The organism is Gracilibacillus xinjiangensis, from assembly GCF_042651765.1.
In the GTDB taxonomy this organism is placed as follows: Bacteria; Bacillota; Bacilli; order Bacillales; family Amphibacillaceae; genus Gracilibacillus; species Gracilibacillus xinjiangensis.
Genome location: NZ_JBHSDT010000001.1, coordinates 148,382 through 172,108, shown reverse-complemented (window position 1 = coordinate 172,108; position 23,727 = coordinate 148,382). Strand labels below are relative to the sequence as shown.

Here is a 23,727-nt window from a genome sequence, read left to right as displayed (position 1 = left end):
TTTGATGAAAATAGCAGTCCGCTCGGTTTAGAACAATCGCGAAAAAGATGAATGGTTTTTTAAATTGGGCAAATACTAATGATAGGTAAAAGTCCGCTCCATTCTTCTATTTATATATAAATTCAAGGAGGCATGTTCATGGAACGTGAATTAAGCAGTCAGGGAAAAGGCACGGAGATGTTAAATGGAACAAAGAATATATATTTGAAAAATCTTAGAGACCAGGTCATTGTCATTACAGGGGCATCAAGCGGAATCGGTCTGGTAACTGCAAGAATGGCAGCTGAGAAGGGGGCGAAATTAGTAGTTGCAGCAAGGAATGAAGAGTCATTAAAGGAACTCGTTAATGAATTACAGGGAAAGGGCCATTCTGCCATCATGGTAAAAGCTGATGTTGGGATAGAGGAAGATGTCAAGAAAATTGCGGATGCGGCTTTAAAGGAATTTGGACGTTTTGATACGTGGATAAATAATGCAGGTGTAACCATCTATGGTTACGCAATGGATATAAGTACGGAGGATATGAAGCGTTTGTTTGATACGAATTATTGGGGAGTTGTATACGGCTCTAAGGAAGCAGTGAAATATTTTAAAGATAGGGAGGTTCCTGGTGCACTGATTAATGTTGGGAGTATATTTGGGGATAGAGGTACCCTTATTCAATCAGCGTATGCTCCTTCCAAATTTGCTGTGCATGGATGGACGGAAAGTTTACGAATGGAGTTAGAAAAAGAAAATCTGCCCATTTCAGTGACCCTCATCCATCCAGGCAGAATCGATACACCTTATAATGAGCATGCAACTAGCTATTTAGACCTGCAACCAGTACACAGAGGAATGATTTACCCGCCTGAAGCTGTAGCAGAGGCAATCTTGTACGCGGCAGAACATCCAAAGAGGGATATGTATATTGGTTTACAAGCAAAAGCTGTTCAATTTATTGGTGCAAATCTTCCGCGATTGACAGATAAACTGATGGAACGTTTTATACCTCCAACCCAATACGATCCTAATAGACCGTCCAAACCGCGTGAAGAAAGTAATTTATATCATGCTGGGTACGGGATGCACGAGCGAGGAACAAATATAGGTTGGAAACGGTCTGGAAGTATGTATATGAAGGCATCCAAACACCCTGCCCTTTTTAATATAATAGCAGTCGGACTAGGTGTACTGGTTTGGAACACAATAAAACGGGGTAGATAGTTTTTAGCTGGGGAAATATCGAATCTTAAGGTGAGACCAGATTTTCCTTAAAGGTTCTTATTATACTTTCTCTCGTTTTGGGGAAAAATGTAGTTAGCAATTTTAGAAAGGGGTTTTTAGTAATGAAGATCTTTGTACTACACGGAAGTATGTTTGGTCACACAGAAGTATTAGGTAATGCAATTGCAGATGGGGCTAAGCAAGTTGATGGATGTGAGGTCATTTATAAATCTGTTGAAGAAACAGAACCTGAAGAACTGAAAGATGCTGCAGGCATAATTTGGGGATCATCAGGAATCTTTGGAGAACCTAATCCTAAGATAGCAACCTTTTTTTCTAAATTAGGGCAGCTATGGTTTACTGGTGGACTTCAAGGAAAAGTAGGAGGGGTTTTTGCTACAACTTCCACTCAACATGGAGGGGTTGAAAATATCTGCCGAGCATTACAAACACCAATGCAACATCATGGTATGGTGATTGTATCGAATGCTGGACCTGTAAACGCCGACCGTGCACAGTATGGAAACCCCTACGGAGCAACTGCTGTTATACCTGTAGAAAGTTCCAAAGAGGCTCCAATGAATAAGCCGAATGACACAGAAATGCAAATTGCAAGGGAATATGGGAAGTTAGTTGCAGAAACCGCTAAAAAACTGCATCAATAATTTATATTGTGAGATACCCAATTTTAAGGCAAAGGGTGCCTTATCTTAAAGGGATAGTTTGACAATCCAAAACCGAAAGATTTATTAAAAATAGCCATAACCTTTTATTATGAGGTTAGTGGCTATTTTTATTTACATACAATGTAAGATATTTTTACCTTTATCAATTTGTGTTATATTTTGTTATAAGAAAAGCTTCCATGAAAGGAGAATTTTATTTTGATTAAAGACACAAATAAACTAATCTTCAATGTGGTTATAACTTCTCTTGTTTTAAGTATAATTTATAGTTTAGTACTCATAAACATTCCTTTCTCATCAGAAGAGGGTCTAGAATCGAGCACACCAAGTGATTTTGTGATATTCGTGATTTTTTTCCTAGTACTTTACATGTTTAACTTAGTTATCAGCGTTATCAATTACATAATTATTAACATCCGAAGGATTAGTTTAAACACAAGATTATTCATTTTTAATTTTATAGGTTTAGTGATAGTAATATTGGTTTATTTGATGTTAAGAGAATTTTCTTCTTTTATGTTATTACTTACTTTTATTTTGTTGACTGCAATATCTACTTTCAATCGTGGAGAATAAGTACGTTTAGGATTATCTTTTTAAAGTGGAGGGGATAAATTATAAAAGCGGGGAAGTTTTACTAATTGACATTAACAGAGCAAAGCTAAACTCAGTGCTCCACACCCATACTCATAGTTGATGATAGGGGATACAAAGTAGCCCGAAAGGAGAGCAACAAACTGATGGTCCTTTAGCCGAGTGATGAAATGGGATTTAGAGAGTAGTATGAATTCTGATCATATAAATTTGCGTTTACATACAATTTAACAATCGATATTTTATTTAAGTGTAGGAAAGTCGAATTAATCATAGTTGCAATTTTTATACAAATTAATTGACTTAAGTCCATGTAATAAAAAGACATCAACGTTTCTACATGATGTCTTTCTCGTGCATATTATATATAAATTCGCTTATTATATGTCTTTACGGAAGGTGGTGATTACTGCCATTGTAATGTACCACCTCTGCCATATTATTTACCACCAAATGACATCGATTTTACCACAGAGTGCCAGGCTGTTTACCACCTCAAACCTCCTATATAATTAGTGAGCACACTTATTGTGTGACACTTTTTATATAGGAGGTTTGAGGTGGTACATTACAATGGCAGTAATCATTTCTTAAGTGTTAATGCGGTCTCCATTCAGAATCTACCTAACAATACTAAAATAGAACGTGGACATAAAAATATCTTATATATAAACTCATTCATTTGTTTGTTGAATTGTAAAATTCATAAAGCTGATCTGGATCTGTTGATCTAAAAATTTCTTTTCTACCATCAAAAAGTAATAAAACCGGATAATTCTCCAAATTTAGTGTTTTGTCAAATTTATAATCATCCAATTCCTTATCACTTACATCAATAAATCTTATTGAGATTAAGGGAGTCTCTACTGATTCTTCATTATTAATTTTGTATTGGTTATCAAGAACCTTTTTTCTATACGACTCTTCCAGAGACATATTATAAAAAACTATCAATTTCTTTTTGTATTCCTGGTCATCTGTTAAGTATTCAATGGCATCTTTTTCAGAATTACAACCAGTCATTAGTATGACTAACAATAAACTAACTACTAAAAAAAAATATTTATGCATATTATCACTCCTAGAAGTATGGTAGAACGAACATACATATTCTATTCATCAATGGTATGTTTTTGAAGGTATGTGGACATATATATTCTGTTGACAATTCATTTTAATATATGTCCACATACCTGAGATAGTCACTATAATATTGTAAAATTTTAGCGTTTAATTTTAACGTATTCTCTTTTCCTAGTACGATATGCTATTTAATTAGTCTTAGCATAGATATAATCGTGTGCATAGCTATCTGTTAGAGTGACCAACTGTACTGGCATATCAGAGAAAGAGTACATTGCTGCAATTTTAACATAAATACCTGTCTGTATTTGCACATTAGCATTATCTCCTGTAACATAGGACATCCCTTCAACCATATAGTTATCTAAATCTCCTGATGAATTTGTAAGAGGAATATCAATATCGTCTAGATCCCAGCGAGCAATTTGTCCATCTTTACTGGAATTAACATTATTAAGAGGTATATTTATTGTGGTACCAATTCCTGCATAAGAAATGGAGATTGGAATAAACCTCCTATTACTAATCTCTACGATGGGTACAGTATTAACTATGGCATATGGACTTGTTGTTTTATATGACTGATAACGTGCTTTTAATGTAAAAATCCCTGACTGAGACTTTATTAAGGTTCCTCTATTGCCATAAGGGTCAGTATAATTACCGAGACTACCCCAGATTGGTTGAAAATTAATTTGCATATTATTAGCGTTATTTGTCTGTAAATTAATAGTGTTCCAGCGTATATTTGAGTAGATGTAATCTCCATATTTATATTCTTTAAGGTATGGTAAATCAGCTGAAATTCCTATCTCTCCATTTATTTTTTGGTGAAAAGCACTTTGCTGTTTTGCATTTTGCTGAATACTAGATTGCATTTCCTTTAATGAAATCCATTCATTATTGTTAAAGCGAATGAATTTTTCTTTTGAAAATTCGTTTTCTTTTGAAGGAGAGGTGATTATTAAGTCACCTTACATTTTCAATTTTGTCATATCCTAACTTTAATGAAAACGACTCACCAGTTTTTAATGTTCCTTTAGCTGAAATGAGGGTTGAGTTGGACTCTTTGTCATAATCTAGAGTATATGGAATAGATTCCTCTTGAATTACTTGATTATTAGAGTCCAGGGAAAAAGAAAGTTTATCATCGTCGATAAAATCTATTCTCAAGTTTTTGTATTCTTCTAATTTTTCAAATGTTTTATAGTCGTATTCATAAACATTATTTATGCTGATTGAATCTTTGTAACTATCTACTACATCCGCAAAACTTGTAAGCGGAAACAATGTTGTGATTGCAAAAGTGGCCAGTAAACCTAACATTAAATTTTTCATTTTTAAAAAAATCCCTCCATTTTAATAGTGAGTGAAAAAATTCCTTTTACTTTCGGTGATTAGGTTGGATAAGGTTACGTTTTCTAATTCTTAAATTCCAATTAATTCCCCCTTTTGTTCTAATATATTTATGATAACAATAGTATTTTAGTGTTTCTATAGCGAATGTTAACTTCTTTTGTCGAAATTCAAAATGAGCCTAATTGTTTTTCACAATATGTGGGTAATTATTGTTGTGATCATTCTAAATTGATTTAGGAAGATGAGAGTACTCATTTAATAGGCGAAAAGGGTGTGGGATACAAAATACAATTGGAGTAATATATTGGGCTTAAGGGAAAAGAATATTAGATAAAACAAAATTATTTGTTAAGAACTTATAATTTAGACAAAATACTAACTAAACAAGATCATTATTACTCAGTACAACTATACTAATCATTAAAAACCATATAAATTTTTTCTACCTATGTTTATATTAAAATTGGAAGGAGTAGTGTAATTTCTAATAAGTATAAGTTCGCGTTAAATACAATTTAACCATTCAAAAGCTTTACCATAATAACAGCCATAAGCCTTGTCATATAAAGGTTATGGCTATTTCTAATTTTGAGATAAAGTAAAGGAAAGTCGAATTAATCATAGTTGCAAGAATATTCGTTCTAAATCAAGCTTCTTAACAGTTTTATTATAGAACAAATCACTGCGTTTTTCTCCGCTACATGTAATGCCTTCTGAAAACTTCTTTGTGTACATCGAAGAAGCACCAATGTATCTTCCTTTCTCTAACTTGACCACATCATGTATTGCTTCCATTGTTTTCTTCATTAGGGATTGGAAGGCTCTATCAAAATGAACTTGGTAGAGCCTGCTTCAATAATCTGACCATCTATTTTTTAAAATTCACGTATAACTTAATTTAAACATTTTAGTTGCTCTTTTGTGTGATAAGGGAAGATCTCTTGGTTTGCTTTCAGGCGAATAACCAAATCAGGATTGGCTATAAATAATCGCCCAAATGCAACTAGGTCCGCTTGATTTTCTTCAATAATATCTGCCCCTTCATTAAGAGCTATATTACCAACAGCTATAAGGGTTTCCCTCCAGTATTTCCTAAATAACTTATGAAGCGATCTTTGATCATTTTTAAGTGCAACACCGTAGTTTTCTACAGAGGGATGGATAATTTTTATTCGATGCTTGGAAAGGATCTCTGTGATAGAGTGTACCATTTCTTCAGGTTGCTCCCATACATATTCCCTGTCGTCATCTTTCTTTTCAGAAACCCTGATGCTAATTCTATTTTTAGGCACAACTTTCTTTACTTCTTTAATAATTAAATCTAAAAATCGCAGTCTATTTTGTAAGGACCCTCCAAACATGTCTTCCCGAGAATTTGATGTCTCACTGATAAATTGATCAATTAGATAACCATGTGCCGCATGTATTTCAACACCGTCAAATCCGGCCTCCATCGCATTTCTTGCTGCCTGTCTATAGTCATCGATAATTTGATATATTTCCGTCTGACTTAAAGGTTTAGGTGCTTGGAACGGTTTCCTTAATCTATGCACGTGGCCGCTAGCACTTATGGCTGATGGAGCGACTGGAGTATGACCTTTTAAAATTTCCTGATGACTTACTCTGCCTGCATGCCAAAGCTGGGCAAAAATTTTCGTATTATATTGATGAACTTCTCTTGTGACTTTTTTCCAACTTAGGGTTTGACGATGTGTGAATATTCCCGGAATCCCATAGGTTCCTTTGGCTAATTCATTGATGACAATTCCTTCTGTGATGATTAAGCCGGCACCGTATCTCGCTCTTTTTCCATAATAGTCGGCAATCAAGTGATTGACTTCACCAGTTTCATTATCAGCAAATCCTCTTGTCATGGGAGCCATCACAATTCTATTATCTAATGTTAAGTTCCCGATTTTGTAATCAGAGAAAATCGAACATGTCATATTTATCACCTCAAATAGAATTTTAATTCTATCCCGATTTGTTTACAATGGAATTATTAAGCTATATACTATGAAAAACTTTAAATTTTAAAGTAATGGGAAAGTGGTGAAAGCAATGTTAGATGATATCGATCATCAAATTTTAGATTTATTAAAAAGAAATTCTAGACTTACATATACGGAAATAGGTAAACAAATAAACATGTCATCTCCTGCTGTGAAAACAAGGATAGAAAGATTAGAAGATTATGTAATAAATCGTTATACGGTAGAGGTAAATTATAAAGAACTCGATAAAGGAATCCATGGTTTTGTTTTATTTAAAACAAAGAGCTGTGAAAAGTTGACGAATTATTGTAAAGAGAACCATAATATTACAGATTTATGGAGAATTAGCGGAGAGTATAATTATATGGCTGAAGTTGTATGTACAAAGGTGGAGGAGTTGGAGCAAATTTCTAAAGATACAACGCAATATGCTTTTTCCAATATACTATCTGTTCTAGGGAATTATAATGTTGGTGATGGTTAAAAATGCAAGTTTATACGAAACCAACTTAATGATTGAATCATTAAGAATAACTTTATCAGGATTGTATTATCTTGAGTGAAAGCAAATATTTCACTTTTGGAGGAAAATGCGGATATTCTTTTTGTATTGCAATAACTCCGACAATGCTATCATTTGAAGGACAAAGTCAAAGTGCTGCCGTTTTGAGAGTAGTGTATTTCTGGCCCGGATTAAGTTCGCGTTAAATACAATTTAACCATTCAAAAGCTTTATCTTAATAATAGCCATAAGCCTTGGTATATAAAGGGTTATGGCTGTTTTTTATTTAATCAAAAAGCGAAGGAAAGTCGAATTAATCATAGATGCAGGAATGTGGATATAGCCAGCACCTTACAGTCTTAAATAAAACAAACGGATCAGTTGCAGCTAACAGATCAAATTATTGAATAATTTCGATGTTATAAAAAGGAAATTATGTTGAAGTATTGAGTGTATTGTGAAAAATTTTAAAATTCTCTCAGATAGAATTATTTTACTCTCAAATGCTAACAGGAAGATCAGTGGAAGAAGACTTGCCTACCCTCCTTCCTTTATCTGGTCCCAATAAAAAATATAAAACTGACACTTTAATACAGAAAGGGTTGTTTATATAATTTAACAAAGAAGAGAAGAGGAGAGAATAATTATGGAAATATCACCAGTAGTATTAATAGGAGATAGAGTAAAGATACAACCTATGGAAGATTGTCACGTACAGGAATTATTTGAAGTGGGAAACAATCGAGTTATATGGACATACATGCCAATGAAGGTTCAATCAATTGAAGATATGAAATACCTTGTGAATGGAGCACTTCAAGCGAGAGAGCAAGGAAGCGAATTTCCATTTGTAATCTTTGATAAGGATTCGGGAAAAATTGTAGGAAGCACTCGTTTTCTTAATATATCCATACCAAACCGTAACTTGGAAATTGGTTGGACATGGTTGTCTCCGGCTTTTTGGCGAACTAGAATAAATACCGAATGTAAGTATCTTCTTTTGAAACACTGTTTTGAGAAACTTGGAACAATTCGTGTTCAGTTGAAAACAGATAGTCGAAATGTGCGTTCTCAGCAGGCAATTGAACGATTGGGGGCGGTAAATGAAGGAGTGCTTCGGAATCACATGGTTATGCCTGATGGTTATTTAAGAGACTCTGTGTATTTCAGTGTAATCGACCAAGAATGGGGGCAAGTTAAGGCCAAATTGGAGAGTATTTTACGATAATTCATTAATTTCGAAGTATTAACTCATTAAATTAAATGATGGCAGAGTTGTCAGGGCGGCGGATACAGCCCTTGAAAAATATAATATATGAAGGAGAATTTTAACTTGATTAAAGACATAAATAATCCTATGTACTTAAACGAAAGGTTTACTGTTGTGGGCACAGAAGTAATCTCTAATTAATTTCATAAACGACATTACCAAATTATGATTGATTTCAATATGAAACTACTATGTTAATGTCTTTTCTTTTGAATTTATTACTAACAAGTGGGTATGATAGTGTTATTAAAAAATTATAGAGAAAGGATGCTTTAATGAATAATCTGTTCACTATAGGAGAAATGGCGAAACTTCATAATATGACCATGAAAACACTGAGATATTATGATCAGATTGGAATACTAGAGCCAATTCAAGTTGATGCAAGTAATGGATATAGATATTATTCAACCGAACAGTTTGAACAACTGAATACGATTCAATATTTAAAGAAATTAGGTTTTACTTTGAAGGAAATCAAGGGTCACCTAGATCATAGGGATATTAATGGTTTCTTAGAATTATTAGAGACTCAAAAAAAACTTACAGAGCAAAAAATCAAGGAACTGGAACGAGTTAACCGTAGGTTTCAAAATCGTATTAACAATATTAAATTAGCTCAAGAAACAATTGAATTAGGAGTAGTAAAAATAGTAGAAATAAACGAGAGGCGAATAGTGAGGCTGGTGGAAAATATCCATTCAGAACCCGAGATGGAGGTTTCATTGAGGCAATTGGAGAAATTGGCAAACATGAATTCCTCCATTTTTATTGGTGGTGTCGGACTTACAGTAGATGTAAAAGATGTAAAAAATCAAAAGTTTGATAAATATAACTCTATTTTCATCTTAACTGAGGAAGAAGATATCCAAAGTCCATTAGTAACAACCTTTCAAAAAGGGACATATGCTTGCATATATTACAGGGGAGATCATAATGATTCATTTCAGTATTATAAAGTCCTGCTAGATTATATTCAGAAGGAAAATCTAAAAATAATAGGGGATGCCATCGAAAGAACCATCATTGACCATTACATCTCAAAAAATAAAGAAGATTATCTTACAGAAATACAAATTCAAGTTACCTATTGACCTTCCCCTTGGGGGAAGGTTTATTATTTGTAATGTTGTTTGAAAAAGGCTTTCTACATGGGAATTTTCGAATAAATTATTTCAATAAAGGAGAGAAAAAATGACTACCATTAATAATAAGATTTGGTCACTTTCGTTTATTTTCGTAGTGATTTCCAATGCCTTAGTTTTTATGATTTTTGAAATGCTATTGCCGACTCTTCCCTTATTTGTCACGTCTTTAGGCGGAGGGGCAAGCCAGGTCGGTTTAGTAACAGGAATTTTTATGTTATCAGCAATTCTAACTCGTCCGTTTGCGGGAATGCTTGCAACGAAGTTTGATAAAAAAATCCTTTTAATTTTAGGGATTCTCATTATTGCTCTATCCACAGGTGCCTATTATCTCTCTAGTAATATATCGACGTTATTACTAATTCGGTTGGTCCATGGGGCTGGATTCGGTTTAGTAACCACTTACTTTGCGACAATTGCTGCTGAAATCATTCCTAAAGACCGCCGGGGAGAGGGGATTGGCTACTTTGGTGTTGGAGAAACAGTAGCCATCTCCGTAGGTCCAATGATTGGAATTATGACACTGGAATTATATGATTTTCAACGATTATTCTTTGGTGGAATGGCCGTTCTTTTATTATCTGTTATCATGGCTGTTTTTATCAAAAGAGCACCTGAAGGAAAAGAGTTAGATAAACAAGTAAGTGGGAAATTTAAACTATTGGAGAAACGAGTTTTGTTTCCTGCGTTGCTAATCTTTTTAATTGGAATTGCAGCAGGTGGGATTATGTCTTTCTTTTCTCTATATGCGATAGAGAGGGACTTTACTCAAGTAGGACTGTTTTTCTTATTGATTGCTGCAGCAAGTTTTATCATTCGTTTACTATCAGGAAAGTTATTTGATAAGTACGGGCCATCGGTTATTTTAATTCCAGGCTCCGTTTTGTCTATTGTAGGGTTGATTATTCTGTATATAGCAGTCAATGATAGCATGTTTTTAATCGCAGCTATCTTTTATGGATTCGGATTTGGTGCAATCTTCCCAGCCGTTCAGACGTGGTGCATGAATTTAGTAGAGGAACATGAACACGAGGGTGCGATGGCTTCCTTCTTCAATTTCTTTGACTTAGGTATTGGAGGTGGCTCCTTTATCCTTGGTTTAGTCGCCACAGTCACATCTTATCAAACCGTATATCTTGTCGCATCCATTGTGTATGGTATGGTTCTAGTTATCTATGTTGCTTATGTTGTTGTGAAAGGAAAACCGAATAAACATCATGGAAAAAGTGTGCAAGTGGATAATCAAGCAATTTAGAAAAAGGGTTAGATCGGGAGCGAAAGTTGGGGAATTAATAAGGCAAAAAATAGGTTAGCAAGATCCCAGCTAGCCTATCCACCTCTTTGTCCTTGTCTAGCCACCATGCTTTATAATAGATCATCCAGTTTTGTATCTGAATAAATGGCGATTAGAATGACAGCTTTTGTGTCTCCAACATTTTTTACCATATGTGGAACACTTGCATTCCAGCTAAATGAATCCCCTTCTTCTAGTATAAATGAGTCTTCTCCTTGCTCAGCAAGTACTTTTCCTTCTAGTACTAAATGGACTTCCTCTCCTTCGTGGGCATGGGGTTCATTTTCTCCAATTGCAAATCCAGGTGGAGATTCAGTGATCATCATTCGTAGTGGACCTTTTGAGGTTATATGCTCAATGTTTATATTTTTTAACGATGACGTTCTTCTAGCATCTTTTCGGACAACACGCATGTGCTGTTTTTTTTCTAATAGTAAGTAGGGTAGTGGCACCTTCAGAAATTCTGCTATCGTATTTAATGTGTTAATGGAGGGTGACGTATTGTTGTTTTCCACGTTACTTATAAAGCCTTTTGATAATCCTGTGGCTTCACACATTTGTGCGATCGTAATTTTTTTTCTATTTCTAATTGAACGAATTTTGGTCCCTATATCCAACCTATTCACCTCTATATGTTTTCTTTTAGGAAACTTATGTTAATAGTAGCAAAATCATTGACAGTCTACAAGTCCCTTGTTATTATATGGTGAACTAATATTCCTATAGAAAAACAAAAGGATGAGGTTTATTTTTTGTGTAATAGTTTTCTTATACGAATATTATTTTCTTATTGTGTTATTATTTACTTCATCTCTAGGGGGAATTGACCGTAAGACCTCATTAAGTAAAAGGTGAAAGTTAGGGGACAAAAATTAGTTGTTGCCAAGATATAGGTTTGTGAAGAAACAAAAATAATTTATTTCTTTAGGAGGAATTAAAATGAAAAATAAACAAGTTATTGGTGCACTATTACTAAGGGTAATTCTCGGGGTTATTTTTATAGGACACGGTGCTGAAAAATTTCAAGGTGGTATTGGAAATATTGCTGGATGGTTCGAAAGTATTGGATTACCTGGATTCTTGGCTTATATAGTTGCCAGTATCGAATTGGTTGGTGGAATTGCAATGCTACTTGGTTTTGCCACACGTATCGTAGGGGGACTATTTGTCATAGTGCTTTTAGGGGCGATCGTGAAAGTACAATTCGCTGCAGGTTTTATTGGAGGTTACGCATATGATCTTGCGTTAGTAGCAATGTCTGCCTATTTCTTACTAAACGGAAGTCAACTTTATTCTTTAGATAATTATATTTCAAAAACAAGAAACAAGTAATTTATTAATAAGGGACAGGGGACAGACAGCCTAGATGTTTCACATGAGGAAAAATAGAGGGATCGTTGCAGTAAATATTATTTTAGCTATTGGAGTTGCACTATTTACTATAGGTATCCAAAGACGCTATTTATATTGCAAAACTGAAAGGCTGGTTCAGACTCTTTTTTAAGACTATAAACAATCATTTATTATTGAGATTTTGGTAGAAGTAATATTACTTCAGATGATGCCCATTATAGTAAGAAGCGGAAGTTATTAAATTGTCTTCCGCTTCTTTTGTTTAACAAATACTAGATAATCTGACGTACCACCCAACAATAAATCATTTTTTTATAAAATTAGATGTTTTATTTAAAAACTCTTCGGAGAAAAAGACATGATAAAAATTGGAATTATTACTGGAAGTACGAGAGATTCTTTATCTCGAGATTAAACATCTATATCAACAGGTAACTTTTTAATTGGTGTATATATATGGAAGGTTGAATCAATTTTTTGGATGTTATCAAAAACTTGTATAAGTTCAATATGTGAATTACCAGTCTCTTGTTTCGAAATCTTTAGAAACCTGGCATGATCGGTTTTCAGAACATCACTAATATCAAGGAGATCACCAAAATACCGGAACTTGGCACAGAACAGCTGCGGAATTTCAACTGTGAAGAAATAGGGGTTATCTATCTGTACTTCGCGTGTTATTCCAACAAGGACCTTAAAACGTGTCGAATTGGCTTGACAATCTGAATAGATCACATAGCACGAATCATTGGCTGTTTCATCAATGTTCGCTAACAGCATTTTAGAATATGATCGGATCTTTGACTTATAATCATCTATGGCTAGATCAACTTCAAAGGCAATGCCATTCACAATAATTGGCTGGAGCTCTGTTAGGGTGAAGTCTGTAACAATATCACCATTAAAGTTTTTAATTGGTCTTTTAACCAAAGAAGGTATAGGACTCGGAGCAAGGGATTTGTTTGTCTTTCTTAGAGTACTAGGTGTTATACCATATTGCTGTTTAAAGGCCCTGGTAAATGAAGCTTGTGTACCAAAATTAAGCTGATAAGCAATATCCGTGAGAGATAAGTTATCATGTTGAATTAATTTTAGCGACTCATTTAATCTTCTTGACAATATGTAATTATTTAACGAACAACCCATTATGGCGGAAAATAGTCTATGAAAATAGTATTTGGACATGTTGAAAGTATCCGAAACAGACTCCAGTGTTAATGGTTGCTGTTGCTGGATATTTTTTTCAATATAAATCATCGCATCTTCAATTACTTCATAATGGTCCATAATGCCACCTTTTTTCTTTGTATTTTTGTAACAATTATAACACAAGTAATTAATTCAAGGAGGAAATTATAATGAAATGAGACAGCATACATGGGTTATAAATTAAATTAATAAAAGAAAACTTTCGGACAAGATGTTATTTTGTCAAAAAAATATGGTGCTATATATAGTTAATTATTAATGTGAAAATACTATATATAGTTTTATTTATTATGAAAGAAATTTGAAATGTGATATAGTGAATAGGTTGCAACAAGATTCATTCATGAATCTTGTTATTATTTAAAATAGTTAGTCCAATATAAAAATATGATCGATAATTATTGAGAATTTCTTCTTATAAATTTTATGATAGGCAGAAGGAAGAATGTAGGTTTTTCGATTTTTTCAAGAGGAGTAAAGTATGATGGAAAGCTTTTATTATGATTGCTTAAAAGGAATAAAAAAGGCAAAAGGGGATAGTTCAGAGATGATCACAATAGACGGAGTAGTAGGTGTAGGCAAAACAACATTAATGGATATAGTTGTTAAGGAGTTGGGCTATACACCTTTTGAGGAACCAGTGATTAATAATCCAATATTAGATAAATTTTATTACGATCGGAAACGTTACAGTTTCCCTTTACAGGTCTTCTTCTTAAATGAGCGTTTCAACCACATAAAACATGCCAGCAAAATTAACAAGTCAGTACTGGATCGTTCTATATACGGTGACGTGATCTTTGCCAAAATGTTAAAAGATGGTGGAGAAATGTCCGAAGAAGAATTCAATATTTACTTGAGTTTGTTTAAAAATATGATAGAACATTGTGAGCCACCAACGTTAATGATTTACCTGGAAGTATCTTTAGAAGAGGCGGTTCGTCGTATTACCAGCCGTGGGAGAAGTTACGAAATAGATACAGAAATTGCATATTGGGAAAGGCTGAACAAAGAATACAGAGATTACTTTAAAGTATATAATGCATCTCCATTACTAAAGATCAATGTGGATCGACTGGATTTTGAGAACAACCAGTCAGACAGGGACCACGTATTATCCCTTATTAAAAATAAATTGCAAGCATTAAAGTAAAAGGAGGCTGCGAGATAGAGTTTAAGATTTTTAACCCCTGTAACCAGGGGTTTTTTAAATTTCCTATACTAATAAATTTCAATGATTAGTCTCAAAGGTTGGTTAATATGTTAATATAATATTATGTTTAGTTTCTATCTCTTTAGAAGGTGATTATATGAAATCAGCTGTAAATATCTTAGGAATTCCTTTCTCAAAATTGACCTTACATGATACAGCAGCACTTCTTGAAGAACATATCAACAATGCCTCTGCTTCATTTCATCACCTTAATACAATTAATTCTGAAATTTCATTTAATAAGACAAACAGCAATTCCAAAATTTATTTACTACGCGGCAATTAAGAAGGCATAGATATACATATCGCTAAAACAATCCACTCTGTAATAGACTTAAATGAAAACGAATACAAAGTAAGCGAGGATGATTTATTTGCATTGGCTTCATATCCATTATCATTCGGAAACACTCGGTATGCCTGTTCAAATGGAAGTATTATTGCCAGAGCCTTCTGGTGAAACGATACAAAAGTATCCAACTCTTTATCTTTTACACGATATAGGTGATAGCAATACAGCATGGTTGAGAAAAACAAATATCGAGAGCTATGCAGAGGAACTTTCTCTTGCAATTGTTATGCCAGTAGGACATCAGAGTTACTATACGGATATGTTTTATGGTAAAGCATACTTCACGCATGTTACGGAAGAGTTACCTGCCATTTGTGAAAGGATGTTTCCCCTATCAACAGTTAGAGAGAATCGATTTATTGCAGGAAACGGTATTGGTGGCTATGGTGCATTAAAGGCAGGTTTGTCTGCATCACATAACTTTAGTATTTCAGCATCTTTTTCAAGTCCTATAGATATAAATGGTATTGCAGATCGAATGGATAAAGTTAACCCAGTGGATATTTTTGGTCGAAGCCCAGATTTAATAGGAAGTAACCATGATCTTTATGCCATCGCTGATGTAGCCACACAGACACATTTCTATTTAGCATGTGAATTAGAAAGTGAATTTTTCCAAGAGAATTTATTATTCACCGAACATTTGAAAGGGCTTGGTCTGCCACCAACCATGATCAAAACGGAAGTAATGGAAAACAGATGGAAACGATTGGATCTGTCAGTGGAGAAGTTCGTTAAGTGGTTAAGTGATACTTGTAACTCTACTATTGGTAGAAAGGAGGAATAGCAAATGGCATTAATGGAATCACACATCCATTCCAAAGTACTCGGAATGGAAATGCCTGTAAACGTTATTCTCCCACAGGAAAAACAGCCATATAGTAAAAACGGAAAGTTGTTGAAAGTGCTGTGGTTGCTCCATGGCGGCTCTGGTGATGAATCCGCATGGATTCGAATGAGTAATATCGAGCGTTATGCTGTTGAATATGGTATTGCTGTCATTGCTCCTGGTGGGTTAAACTCATGTTTTACTGACATGGAACATGGTGGGAAATTTTATACATACATGACAGAAGAATTACCGGTCATCCTTCAACAAATATTCCCGCTGCTCTCATCAGAACGAGAAGATAATTACATAGCGGGATATTCTAATGGTGGGTATGGGTGTTTAAGGGTAGGACTAGCTCGACCGGATCTATATGCAGCAATTGGGGCATTCTCAGCTGGTGATAAGGCAGATGTTCCTTTTGTTAATGACGGATCCAGAAAAGCCAGAGGAAGAATAGAAGTTTTTGGTGATGGCGAAATTAAAGGCACAGACCATGACATAAAGTATTTAGCCATTAAAGCAATGCAATCACATGAGAAGTTGCCTAGAATTTTTCATGCGTGTGGCAGCCTGGACCCTTGGCTAGATTTAAATGAGATAATCCGGGATTTCTTTACTGAGCATAACACCTTTGACTATACCTACTACATGGAAGACGGTTACGGACATACATGGGATTTTTGGGAGATGGAGATAGTAAGATTTCTTAAGAGCCTTCACGTCAAGATAGAAAATAACAAATATATTCGCCTATAGGCAGGGGTGGTATTAATAAATTACTTCCTCTAACGAAAAGAATAGTTGAAAGCAGGTGAGTTTTTGAGTGAAAAGAAGAAGGTAATTCAAGTCGGTACAGGGGGATTTGGATTATCATGGTTAGATATATTGCATACACATTCCGAATTAGAGGTTGTAGCTATTGTAGATATAGACAGCAACAATCAAAAGAAAGCAAAAGAGATCTTACAAAACTCAAAAGTCCAGTATTTTTCAGGTTACAATCAAGCATTTAAGCAGGTTAATGCAGCATTTGCAGTAATTGTTACACCACCTCAAACACATAAGGAAATAGCAATCAGTGCATTGGAAAATGATTTGCATGTATTCATGGAAAAGCCCATAGCCCATTCCAAAGAGGATGCTATTACATTAACCGAAATTTCTAAAAACTATTCCAAAAGAGTAATGATAAGCCAAAATTACCGCTACCGCCCGGAAATTCAAGCAATAAAAAATGCAGTTTGTGAACAATTGGTTGGACCTATTGAATATGTTGAATGGAATTTCCGTAAAGCAACAAAGTTTGGTGGATGGCGTGATCATTATGAAGAAATCGTTATTGAAGATATGAGTATTCATCATTTTGATCTTATGCGCTATTTATTTAAAAAAAATGCTAAAAGTGTTTATGCTAAAAGCATGAGACCTTCATGGAGTTGGTTTAAAGGAAATCCTGCTGTTAGTGCCACGATTATGTTTGGAGATATTTTAGTTAATTATTTTGCCAGTTGGGTAACAAGTGGTCCTGAAACTTCTTGGAATGGTGATTTTATGCTATATGGGGAAGGAGGGGTGATTGCACTAATAAATGATCAACCTTGCATTTTAAAGAGTGATGGCACGAAAGAGCAATTGCCAGTTCCCGAAATGAAAGATGCTGATCGAGTGTACTCTATTTCGGAGATGATCCTGGCAATCGATGAAGAAAGAATGCCGCTTACGGATATTTCTGATAATATTCATAGCTTCCAAATAATTAGTGCTTCATTAGAATCTATTGAAAAGAAAACAGAGATACCCCTCTGAAAGATATAATGAAGAGCAGGCGTCTACCCTGCTCTTAATCTTTCATTTGTAATTTTTTAATATGATCCGGATGGAATGGGGAATCGGGATCTTCACTTACAACACTAAATAAATTATTATCTAAATCAAAGAAATCAAAACACTTCATCCCATCATAATCTTTTATTTCACTTGTTTTTACCCCCTTATTACTTAATTTAGCGTGTGCAATCCCAATGTCATCCACAAAAAAATTATAATAGGAATTTTTTTTGCTTCCTTCAATTATAAATTCAGTGGATTGAGTTGATTCAACCTTAACTAAGGCGAGTTGGGTGGAACCGCTAGACAAGCAGAATCCTATCCCATCTTCCCAATCGGAAATTCTTTGTAATTCTAAATTTTCTTCATACCATTCTATAGACTTTTTAAGATTTGTAACAGGGATAAATATACCACCTATTGAAAACATCTCTTATTTCCCCTTTTTCTGTTAGTTTGTTGTTACAGATAAATAATTCGATAATAATAGTGTAAATTCCTTTCTTGTACAAATGAAATAAAAAAAATGATAATCCGGTAAAATTATCAGGTTCTTTTTTTAGTTGAACACACGTACGGACAAATTATAATTGACGCTTATATACGCTAGATGATATGATTACTTATATATGATGTGAGTATTGACAAACGGAGATTAAACGAAATTTATTATTATTTTTTATATGATTATTTGTACAGACAAGTTAAATGCGGTTATCTAAAGTCAGCATGTAAAATTGATTGCTAGTCACAAATATCTTATCTAGCATCATATTAACTTATATTCTATTGGAGGAAAATAACATGAGTATGGATGTTAAAAAGGCAATTCAAAATGGTAAAACAGTATTAGGTATTGAACTTGGATCTACTCGTATTAAGGCCGTTCTTATTGGAGAGGATAATGCTCCCATTGCATCAGGGAGTCATGATTGGGAGAACAGTTATGTGAATAACATTTGGACATATAGTATTGAGGAGATTTGGAAGGGGATACAAGACAGCTATCAGAAAATGGCTAGTCATGTTAAACAACAGTATGGTATTAGTTTGAAACAGATTGGTGCAATCGGTTTTAGTGCAATGATGCACGGATATATGGCATTTGATAAAAATAATGAGCTTCTTGTACCATTTCGCACATGGAGAAATAATATTACGGAACAAGCGGCAACAGAGTTAACAAAACTTTTTAATTATAATATTCCCCAAAGATGGAGTATTGCTCACTTGTATCAGGCGATATTAAATCAGGAAGACCATGTTGGGGACATTGCATTTCAAACAACGTTAGCGGGTTATGTTCACTGGAAACTTACTGGACAGAAAGTATTAGGGGTTGGAGAAGCATCCGGAGTTTTCCCTATAGATGTGAAGACGAAGAAATTTAATCAAAAAATGATGGATCAATTTAATGAATTGGTTAGCTCTCGTAATTATTCCTGGAAACTTGAAGATATTCTTCCTGAAGTATTTGTAGCAGGGGATAATGCTGGAACACTTACAGAAGAAGGCGCAAAACTTCTTGATATTACTGGAGAACTGGAAGCAGGTACTCCACTTTGTCCGCCAGAGGGGGATGCAGGAACGGGAATGGTTGCAACTAACAGTGTTGCAAAACGTACGGGCAATGTATCTGCGGGCACTTCTGCTTTTGCAATGGTTGTGCTAGAAAAGGATTTGTCTAAGGTATACCCGGAAATTGATCTTGTAACAACACCTACTGGTAATCTAGTTGCAATGGCGCATTCCAATAACTGTACCTCAGATTTAAATGCATGGATTGGATTGTTCGGTGAATTTACGAAAGCGATTGGTATGGATGTAGATATGGATCAATTGTATGGAACATTATTTAACCAGGCGCTCCAAGCAGACCCGGATGGTGGTGGATTGCTATCATATGGTTATTTATCTGGGGAACATATGACACATTTTGAAGAAGGGCGACCATTGTTTGTACGTAATTCGGATAGTAATTTCAACCTGGCTAATTTTATGAGAACACACTTAATGACAGCATTTGGTGCAATGAAGATTGGTATGGATATTCTCATTAAAGAAGAAGGTGTACAGCTTGATGAGATTTTAGGCCATGGGGGAGTATTTAAGACAGAAGGTGTTGGTCAAAGTGTCTTAGCAGGTGCGCTAAACGTTCCAGTAACTGTAATGGAAACAGCTGGAGAAGGTGGTGCATGGGGTATGGCACTCCTTGGGTCATTTATGTTAAATAAAAAAGATGAGGAAACATTAGATGATTACTTAAATGAGAAGGTATTTGCAGGTCAGGCGGTAAATACTGTTTCTCCAAATCCAAGGGACGTCGAAGGATTTGAACAATTCATTGAGCGATACAAAAAAGGGCTAGATATTGAACGAGCTGCAGTAGAAAACCTAAAATAAAAAAAGATAGGGGACTTGTCCCTATCTTTTTTTATTTACATAAAGCTTCCAGCACCACTATTCTTAATGGTGGCTAAGGTACCTGCAGAACATCTATTAATTTCTTCGATATATTTTGCGAGTGATGACAGACAAATCAATAAGGCTTCCACTTACTCAATTTCATATTTTCCATGATCTTCTCCGTAGTATTTGTTGTACCGTTGTTGGAACTTGAGGAAAATATATGAACCAATAACCCTGACGATTGCATAACCGGGGATTCCAAGTATCATACCAACAACTCCGAATAAATTACCAGCTATAAGCAGAACAAGAATAATAGTTAATGGGTGAATTTTCATAGTTTTCCCCATAATATTAGGTGAAACAAAATTCCCTTCTAAGAATTGTACAACAACCCATACAATAGCAAGCTTAATTAACATAAACGGAGAATCAACGATAGCAATAATAGCTGCGGGAATTATTGCTATCATCGGACCTAAGTATGGAATAACATTTGTAACAGCAGCAATAATGGCTAATGTAAATGCATAATCTAATCCAATAATCAAATACCCTATAAATAGTAAAATACCAATAACTGATGCGACGATAATCTGGCCCTGAATATAAGAACCAACTTGATTATCGATATTATGGAAAATTTGTTTAGTGTCTGTCCGAAACTTAGGTGGAAATACCTTTATGACATAATGTTGGAACTCTTTTCCATCCTTCAGTAAGAAGAATAATATAATTGGGAAGGTAATAAGATTCACAATAGTATTTGTTACAGTACTGGCAACATTTTGTACCCCTTGAAAACCATCGGAAATAGATGTACCGATTAATTGAGGTATATCACTAAACCTGTCCATTACCCAATTATATCCCTCATCATAATAAGGAGCTAAAAATGAATTTTGAACCCACCCTGTCATACTATTACCAAATTGTTTTAATAAGTCAGGAAAGTTTTTTACTAAATCCTTTATTTGAGCTTCGATAGAAGGAGCTGTTAGTAAAATAATTCCTGTTAAAACACCGCTGATAGCCAAAATCAGAACGATAATTCCCCAAATGCGTTTTATTCGGAATTTCTCCAGTAGATCTACTACAGGGTTTAGTAGATAGTAAGCAATAAATGCTAGAATAACAGGAGGTGCGATAGTAGATAAGATCACCTCTAAAGGATAGAAAATAAAAGAGATTTTGTTATAAATATAGATAACAATACCAATTAAAATAAAAAATGCTAGTATATAAAATATCCTTTTTCCACCTATAAATCGTAAAAATCTGCTTTCTGTTTCCAATATTCACATCCCCTTTTAAGGTAATGTATCATAATATTTTCTATATTCCCAAACATATCTACTGGTATGCAAAGGAAATTAGAATCAACCTAAGAAAGCTTTTGGGAAAAGAGATATTTATATGGAATGAAGACTCAGGTATAATTGTCCCTTAACTGTCTTTATTTTCTACTCCAATTTGGTTCATACTTAATTCGTTCAAACGATTTCATTAGGTATAATTTGTAAGGATAAAAGCTTATTATTTGTATGATAAAATCTCCCCATCAACTAAAAGTACATGGTATAAACTTTTAGTTGATAGACATAATTTACTAGAAATATTATCCTATTAGAAGTTAAGGGGGAAAACCATGCGAAAATCTATAGCAAACCGGATATTATTTATCTTAATCTTTTTGACCTTACTTTTTGCATTAAATACAGTTCTTAGTGGTGTTACTAATTCTCAAGTACAACTATCTGCTAATTTAATGTCAAATTATTTTGTTAATTTGGAGAATCAAAGAGTTACACTGGCGGAAGAACTAAGTGAAATTGAAATGTCCATTCAGTCTTATCTTCTAGATGAAAAAGCAAACAATAGTGAGAATTATGAAAGCGTATTAAATGGGATCGAGAATGCTAATTCGGCAGCGGTTGAAATCGCTCGCATAACTGAAGGTTTCTCAGTGGAAGCAATGAGCGGTAAGCTAAGGGATGCATATACTATATACTATGAGGATATGGACGCATTTCTGGAACAGGCAAATTCGATTGCAGAAGGAATTGCTTCAGACAACAAAGAAACAGCTGGTCAAAATTATGTGAGGCTCCAAACTTTAGCAGAGGAAATGAATACGTCAAAAAACCACTTTTTGGAAATGCTGGATGAGAGCATTGCTCATGAGAAAGACCTTATTCAATCGAGAGTTTCCAGATCAACTGTAATTATTTGGGGTATGGCCGTACTGTTTGTTGCATCAGCTGGGATTGCTTTTCGAATATCCCGTAAAACCATTACCATACCATTAAAAAATGTGAATAATAGTCTTCATAATATTATTAAAAAACTTGAAAATAATGAAGGGGATTTAACTGTACGAATCGATAGTAAATCTCAAGATGAGATCGGACAAATGACTAATGGAATTAACAGATTTCTGGATACATTACAAAATGCCATGATATCTATAAAATCAGGTTCTCATATTATCCATACTTCTACGGAAAACATTAGCAACCATATAGAAGGGTCAAAAAAGTCTACATCTCAAATATCATTAGCATTAAATGAATTATCTGCAAGTATGCAAGAGATTAGCAGTACGATACAGACGATAGATGATGGGGCTCAAAATATTTCCACAGATGCTAATATAATAGCAGAAGATGCAAAAGAAAATTCAATTCAAGTTAGCAGTATTGCTGAAAGGGCAGGACAAATCAGCGAGAAGTCAAATGAGAGTAAAAATCAGACAGGTACAGTTATACAAGAAATCAAACAAACAATGTTACAATCAATTGAAAACAGTCGTTCAGTTGAGAAAATAAATGATCTTACATCAAATATATTAGATATATCTGCTCAAACTGATCTCCTGGCATTAAATGCATCAATTGAAGCTGCTAGAGCAGGCGATGCTGGAAAAGGATTTGCAGTCGTTGCAGAAGAAGTTAGAAAGCTGGCTGAAAGTACGAAAAAAGCGGCGAATGATATCCAGAGTATGAACACGCTGGTGACAGAGGCAGTAGAGGAACTTGCTGCAAATTCAAATAAAATAGTGACATATATTACGGATAAAGTTCTTGACGACTATGATGAGTTTGTTAATGTTACTAATAGTTATAAACAGGATATGGAAACAATCGATCAAATGTTAGCTCGTTTTAGTACAAAGTCAGATGATTTAAGGAGAATATCTAACAATATGGCCATTGGTATACAGGAAATCACATTGGCAATTGAGGAGAGTGTGAGTGCGGTGGTAGAATCCAACGAAAATACCACAACTTTACTTCATTCAATGACAACAATTACAGATGAATCCAATCATAATAGAGAAATTGTACATGAATTAAATAATCAAGTAAATAAGATCAGAAAAGTGGAGTAACCATAAAT

The 23,727-nt window shown here is 34.4% G+C and carries 23 protein-coding genes; 14 read left to right on the top strand and 9 right to left on the bottom strand.

The genetic code is table 11. From position 1 onward, the window contains the following. Positions 1-177: 177 nt before the first annotated feature. On the top strand, positions 178-1,206 hold the full coding sequence (locus tag ACFOY7_RS00810; protein ID WP_390248714.1) for an SDR family oxidoreductase: 1,029 nt from the start codon (positions 178-180) through the stop codon (positions 1,204-1,206). Between the two features lie 122 nt (positions 1,207-1,328). Continuing rightward, positions 1,329-1,871: a flavodoxin domain-containing protein gene (locus ACFOY7_RS00805; RefSeq protein ID WP_390248413.1), complete on the top strand. Its 543-nt coding sequence runs from the start codon at positions 1,329-1,331 to the stop codon at positions 1,869-1,871. Positions 1,872-3,164: 1,293 nt separating this feature from the next. Here the strand turns inward: ACFOY7_RS00805 and ACFOY7_RS00800 are convergent. From ACFOY7_RS00800 to ACFOY7_RS00780, 5 genes are all read right to left on the bottom strand, one after another. Beyond that, on the bottom strand, positions 3,165-3,557 hold the full coding sequence (locus ACFOY7_RS00800; protein ID WP_390248411.1) for a hypothetical protein: 393 nt from the start codon (positions 3,555-3,557) through the stop codon (positions 3,165-3,167). A gap of 200 nt (positions 3,558-3,757) precedes the next feature. Further along, positions 3,758-4,447: a hypothetical protein gene (locus ACFOY7_RS00795; RefSeq protein WP_390248409.1), complete on the bottom strand. Its 690-nt coding sequence runs from the start codon at positions 4,445-4,447 to the stop codon at positions 3,758-3,760. Positions 4,448-4,538: 91 nt separating this feature from the next. Beyond that, positions 4,539-4,907, bottom strand: coding sequence for a hypothetical protein (locus ACFOY7_RS00790; protein WP_390248407.1), 369 nt, complete (start codon positions 4,905-4,907; stop codon positions 4,539-4,541). Between the two features lie 639 nt (positions 4,908-5,546). Beyond that, complete coding sequence (locus tag ACFOY7_RS00785) at positions 5,547-5,735, bottom strand: hypothetical protein (protein ID WP_390248405.1); 189 nt, start codon at positions 5,733-5,735, stop codon at positions 5,547-5,549. Positions 5,736-5,821: 86 nt separating this feature from the next. Further along, on the bottom strand, positions 5,822-6,874 hold the full coding sequence (locus tag ACFOY7_RS00780) for an oxidoreductase (RefSeq protein ID WP_390248403.1): 1,053 nt from the start codon (positions 6,872-6,874) through the stop codon (positions 5,822-5,824). A gap of 103 nt (positions 6,875-6,977) precedes the next feature. Between ACFOY7_RS00780 and ACFOY7_RS00775 the strand changes: the two genes are divergently transcribed. The 4 genes from ACFOY7_RS00775 (at position 6,978) to ACFOY7_RS00760 (ending at position 11,094) form a co-directional block, all read left to right on the top strand. Beyond that, positions 6,978-7,406, top strand: coding sequence for an Lrp/AsnC family transcriptional regulator (locus ACFOY7_RS00775; protein ID WP_390248401.1), 429 nt, complete (start codon positions 6,978-6,980; stop codon positions 7,404-7,406). Between the two features lie 664 nt (positions 7,407-8,070). After that, positions 8,071-8,652: a GNAT family N-acetyltransferase gene (locus tag ACFOY7_RS00770; protein ID WP_390248399.1), complete on the top strand. Its 582-nt coding sequence runs from the start codon at positions 8,071-8,073 to the stop codon at positions 8,650-8,652. A gap of 317 nt (positions 8,653-8,969) precedes the next feature. Then, positions 8,970-9,788: a MerR family transcriptional regulator gene (locus ACFOY7_RS00765; RefSeq protein ID WP_390248397.1), complete on the top strand. Its 819-nt coding sequence runs from the start codon at positions 8,970-8,972 to the stop codon at positions 9,786-9,788. A gap of 100 nt (positions 9,789-9,888) precedes the next feature. Continuing rightward, positions 9,889-11,094, top strand: coding sequence for an MFS transporter (locus ACFOY7_RS00760; protein WP_390248395.1), 1,206 nt, complete (start codon positions 9,889-9,891; stop codon positions 11,092-11,094). A gap of 110 nt (positions 11,095-11,204) precedes the next feature. On the opposite strand, the gene ACFOY7_RS00755 is transcribed toward ACFOY7_RS00760, so the two are convergent. Next, positions 11,205-11,750 carry a helix-turn-helix domain-containing protein gene (locus tag ACFOY7_RS00755; RefSeq protein ID WP_390248393.1) on the bottom strand — a complete coding sequence of 182 codons (546 nt, stop codon included), beginning with the start codon at positions 11,748-11,750 and terminating at the stop codon, positions 11,205-11,207. 322 nt (positions 11,751-12,072) lie between these two features. Here ACFOY7_RS00755 and ACFOY7_RS00750 point away from each other — a divergent pair, with 322 nt between their 5' ends. Further along, the gene (locus tag ACFOY7_RS00750; protein ID WP_390248391.1) at positions 12,073-12,465 is read left to right on the top strand and encodes a DoxX family protein; all 393 of its coding nucleotides are present in this window, start codon (positions 12,073-12,075) and stop codon (positions 12,463-12,465) included. 432 nt (positions 12,466-12,897) lie between these two features. Here ACFOY7_RS00750 and ACFOY7_RS00745 read toward each other — a convergent pair whose 3' ends face one another. Continuing rightward, the gene (locus ACFOY7_RS00745) at positions 12,898-13,773 is read right to left on the bottom strand and encodes a helix-turn-helix transcriptional regulator (protein ID WP_390248389.1); all 876 of its coding nucleotides are present in this window, start codon (positions 13,771-13,773) and stop codon (positions 12,898-12,900) included. 406 nt (positions 13,774-14,179) lie between these two features. Between ACFOY7_RS00745 and ACFOY7_RS00740 the strand changes: the two genes are divergently transcribed. From ACFOY7_RS00740 to ACFOY7_RS00720, 5 genes are all read left to right on the top strand, one after another. Then, entirely contained in the window at positions 14,180-14,848 is a 669-nt protein-coding gene (locus ACFOY7_RS00740; RefSeq protein ID WP_390248387.1) for a deoxynucleoside kinase, read from the top strand. Positions 14,849-15,005: 157 nt separating this feature from the next. After that, positions 15,006-15,194 (top strand): hypothetical protein, encoded by a 189-nt coding sequence (locus tag ACFOY7_RS00735; protein WP_390248385.1) that lies wholly within the window; start codon positions 15,006-15,008, stop codon positions 15,192-15,194. 88 nt (positions 15,195-15,282) lie between these two features. After that, the gene (locus tag ACFOY7_RS00730; RefSeq protein WP_390248383.1) at positions 15,283-16,047 is read left to right on the top strand and encodes an alpha/beta hydrolase; all 765 of its coding nucleotides are present in this window, start codon (positions 15,283-15,285) and stop codon (positions 16,045-16,047) included. Positions 16,048-16,050: 3 nt separating this feature from the next. Further along, the gene (locus tag ACFOY7_RS00725; protein ID WP_390248381.1) at positions 16,051-16,848 is read left to right on the top strand and encodes an alpha/beta hydrolase; all 798 of its coding nucleotides are present in this window, start codon (positions 16,051-16,053) and stop codon (positions 16,846-16,848) included. Positions 16,849-16,911: 63 nt separating this feature from the next. After that, positions 16,912-17,898: a Gfo/Idh/MocA family protein gene (locus ACFOY7_RS00720; protein WP_390248379.1), complete on the top strand. Its 987-nt coding sequence runs from the start codon at positions 16,912-16,914 to the stop codon at positions 17,896-17,898. 34 nt (positions 17,899-17,932) lie between these two features. Here ACFOY7_RS00720 and ACFOY7_RS00715 read toward each other — a convergent pair whose 3' ends face one another. Then, on the bottom strand, positions 17,933-18,349 hold the full coding sequence (locus ACFOY7_RS00715; RefSeq protein ID WP_390248377.1) for a VOC family protein: 417 nt from the start codon (positions 18,347-18,349) through the stop codon (positions 17,933-17,935). 374 nt (positions 18,350-18,723) lie between these two features. Between ACFOY7_RS00715 and ACFOY7_RS00710 the strand changes: the two genes are divergently transcribed. Further along, positions 18,724-20,322 (top strand): xylulokinase, encoded by a 1,599-nt coding sequence (locus ACFOY7_RS00710; protein ID WP_390248375.1) that lies wholly within the window; start codon positions 18,724-18,726, stop codon positions 20,320-20,322. A gap of 152 nt (positions 20,323-20,474) precedes the next feature. On the opposite strand, the gene ACFOY7_RS00705 is transcribed toward ACFOY7_RS00710, so the two are convergent. Continuing rightward, positions 20,475-21,623 (bottom strand): AI-2E family transporter, encoded by a 1,149-nt coding sequence (locus ACFOY7_RS00705; RefSeq protein ID WP_390248373.1) that lies wholly within the window; start codon positions 21,621-21,623, stop codon positions 20,475-20,477. 353 nt (positions 21,624-21,976) lie between these two features. Between ACFOY7_RS00705 and ACFOY7_RS00700 the strand changes: the two genes are divergently transcribed. Further along, on the top strand, positions 21,977-23,719 hold the full coding sequence (locus ACFOY7_RS00700; RefSeq protein WP_390248371.1) for a methyl-accepting chemotaxis protein: 1,743 nt from the start codon (positions 21,977-21,979) through the stop codon (positions 23,717-23,719). Positions 23,720-23,727 lie beyond the last annotated feature (8 nt).

Coding starts and splice junctions, on each gene's coding strand:
- ACFOY7_RS00725 (WP_390248381.1), top strand. CDS start 16,051: ATGGCATTAATGGAATCACACATCCATTCCAAAGTACTCGGAATGGAA.
- ACFOY7_RS00745 (WP_390248389.1), bottom strand. CDS start 13,773: ATGGACCATTATGAAGTAATTGAAGATGCGATGATTTATATTGAAAAA.
- ACFOY7_RS00770 (WP_390248399.1), top strand. CDS start 8,071: ATGGAAATATCACCAGTAGTATTAATAGGAGATAGAGTAAAGATACAA.
- ACFOY7_RS00710 (WP_390248375.1), top strand. CDS start 18,724: ATGAGTATGGATGTTAAAAAGGCAATTCAAAATGGTAAAACAGTATTA.
- ACFOY7_RS00750 (WP_390248391.1), top strand. CDS start 12,073: ATGAAAAATAAACAAGTTATTGGTGCACTATTACTAAGGGTAATTCTC.
- ACFOY7_RS00740 (WP_390248387.1), top strand. CDS start 14,180: ATGGAAAGCTTTTATTATGATTGCTTAAAAGGAATAAAAAAGGCAAAA.
- ACFOY7_RS00800 (WP_390248411.1), bottom strand. CDS start 3,557: ATGCATAAATATTTTTTTTTAGTAGTTAGTTTATTGTTAGTCATACTA.
- ACFOY7_RS00715 (WP_390248377.1), bottom strand. CDS start 18,349: ATGTTTTCAATAGGTGGTATATTTATCCCTGTTACAAATCTTAAAAAG.
- ACFOY7_RS00765 (WP_390248397.1), top strand. CDS start 8,970: ATGAATAATCTGTTCACTATAGGAGAAATGGCGAAACTTCATAATATG.
- ACFOY7_RS00785 (WP_390248405.1), bottom strand. CDS start 5,735: ATGAAGAAAACAATGGAAGCAATACATGATGTGGTCAAGTTAGAGAAA.
- ACFOY7_RS00795 (WP_390248409.1), bottom strand. CDS start 4,447: ATGCAATCTAGTATTCAGCAAAATGCAAAACAGCAAAGTGCTTTTCAC.
- ACFOY7_RS00790 (WP_390248407.1), bottom strand. CDS start 4,907: ATGAAAAATTTAATGTTAGGTTTACTGGCCACTTTTGCAATCACAACA.
- ACFOY7_RS00810 (WP_390248714.1), top strand. CDS start 178: ATGTTAAATGGAACAAAGAATATATATTTGAAAAATCTTAGAGACCAG.
- ACFOY7_RS00805 (WP_390248413.1), top strand. CDS start 1,329: ATGAAGATCTTTGTACTACACGGAAGTATGTTTGGTCACACAGAAGTA.
- ACFOY7_RS00780 (WP_390248403.1), bottom strand. CDS start 6,874: ATGACATGTTCGATTTTCTCTGATTACAAAATCGGGAACTTAACATTA.
- ACFOY7_RS00760 (WP_390248395.1), top strand. CDS start 9,889: ATGACTACCATTAATAATAAGATTTGGTCACTTTCGTTTATTTTCGTA.
- ACFOY7_RS00700 (WP_390248371.1), top strand. CDS start 21,977: ATGCGAAAATCTATAGCAAACCGGATATTATTTATCTTAATCTTTTTG.
- ACFOY7_RS00735 (WP_390248385.1), top strand. CDS start 15,006: ATGAAATCAGCTGTAAATATCTTAGGAATTCCTTTCTCAAAATTGACC.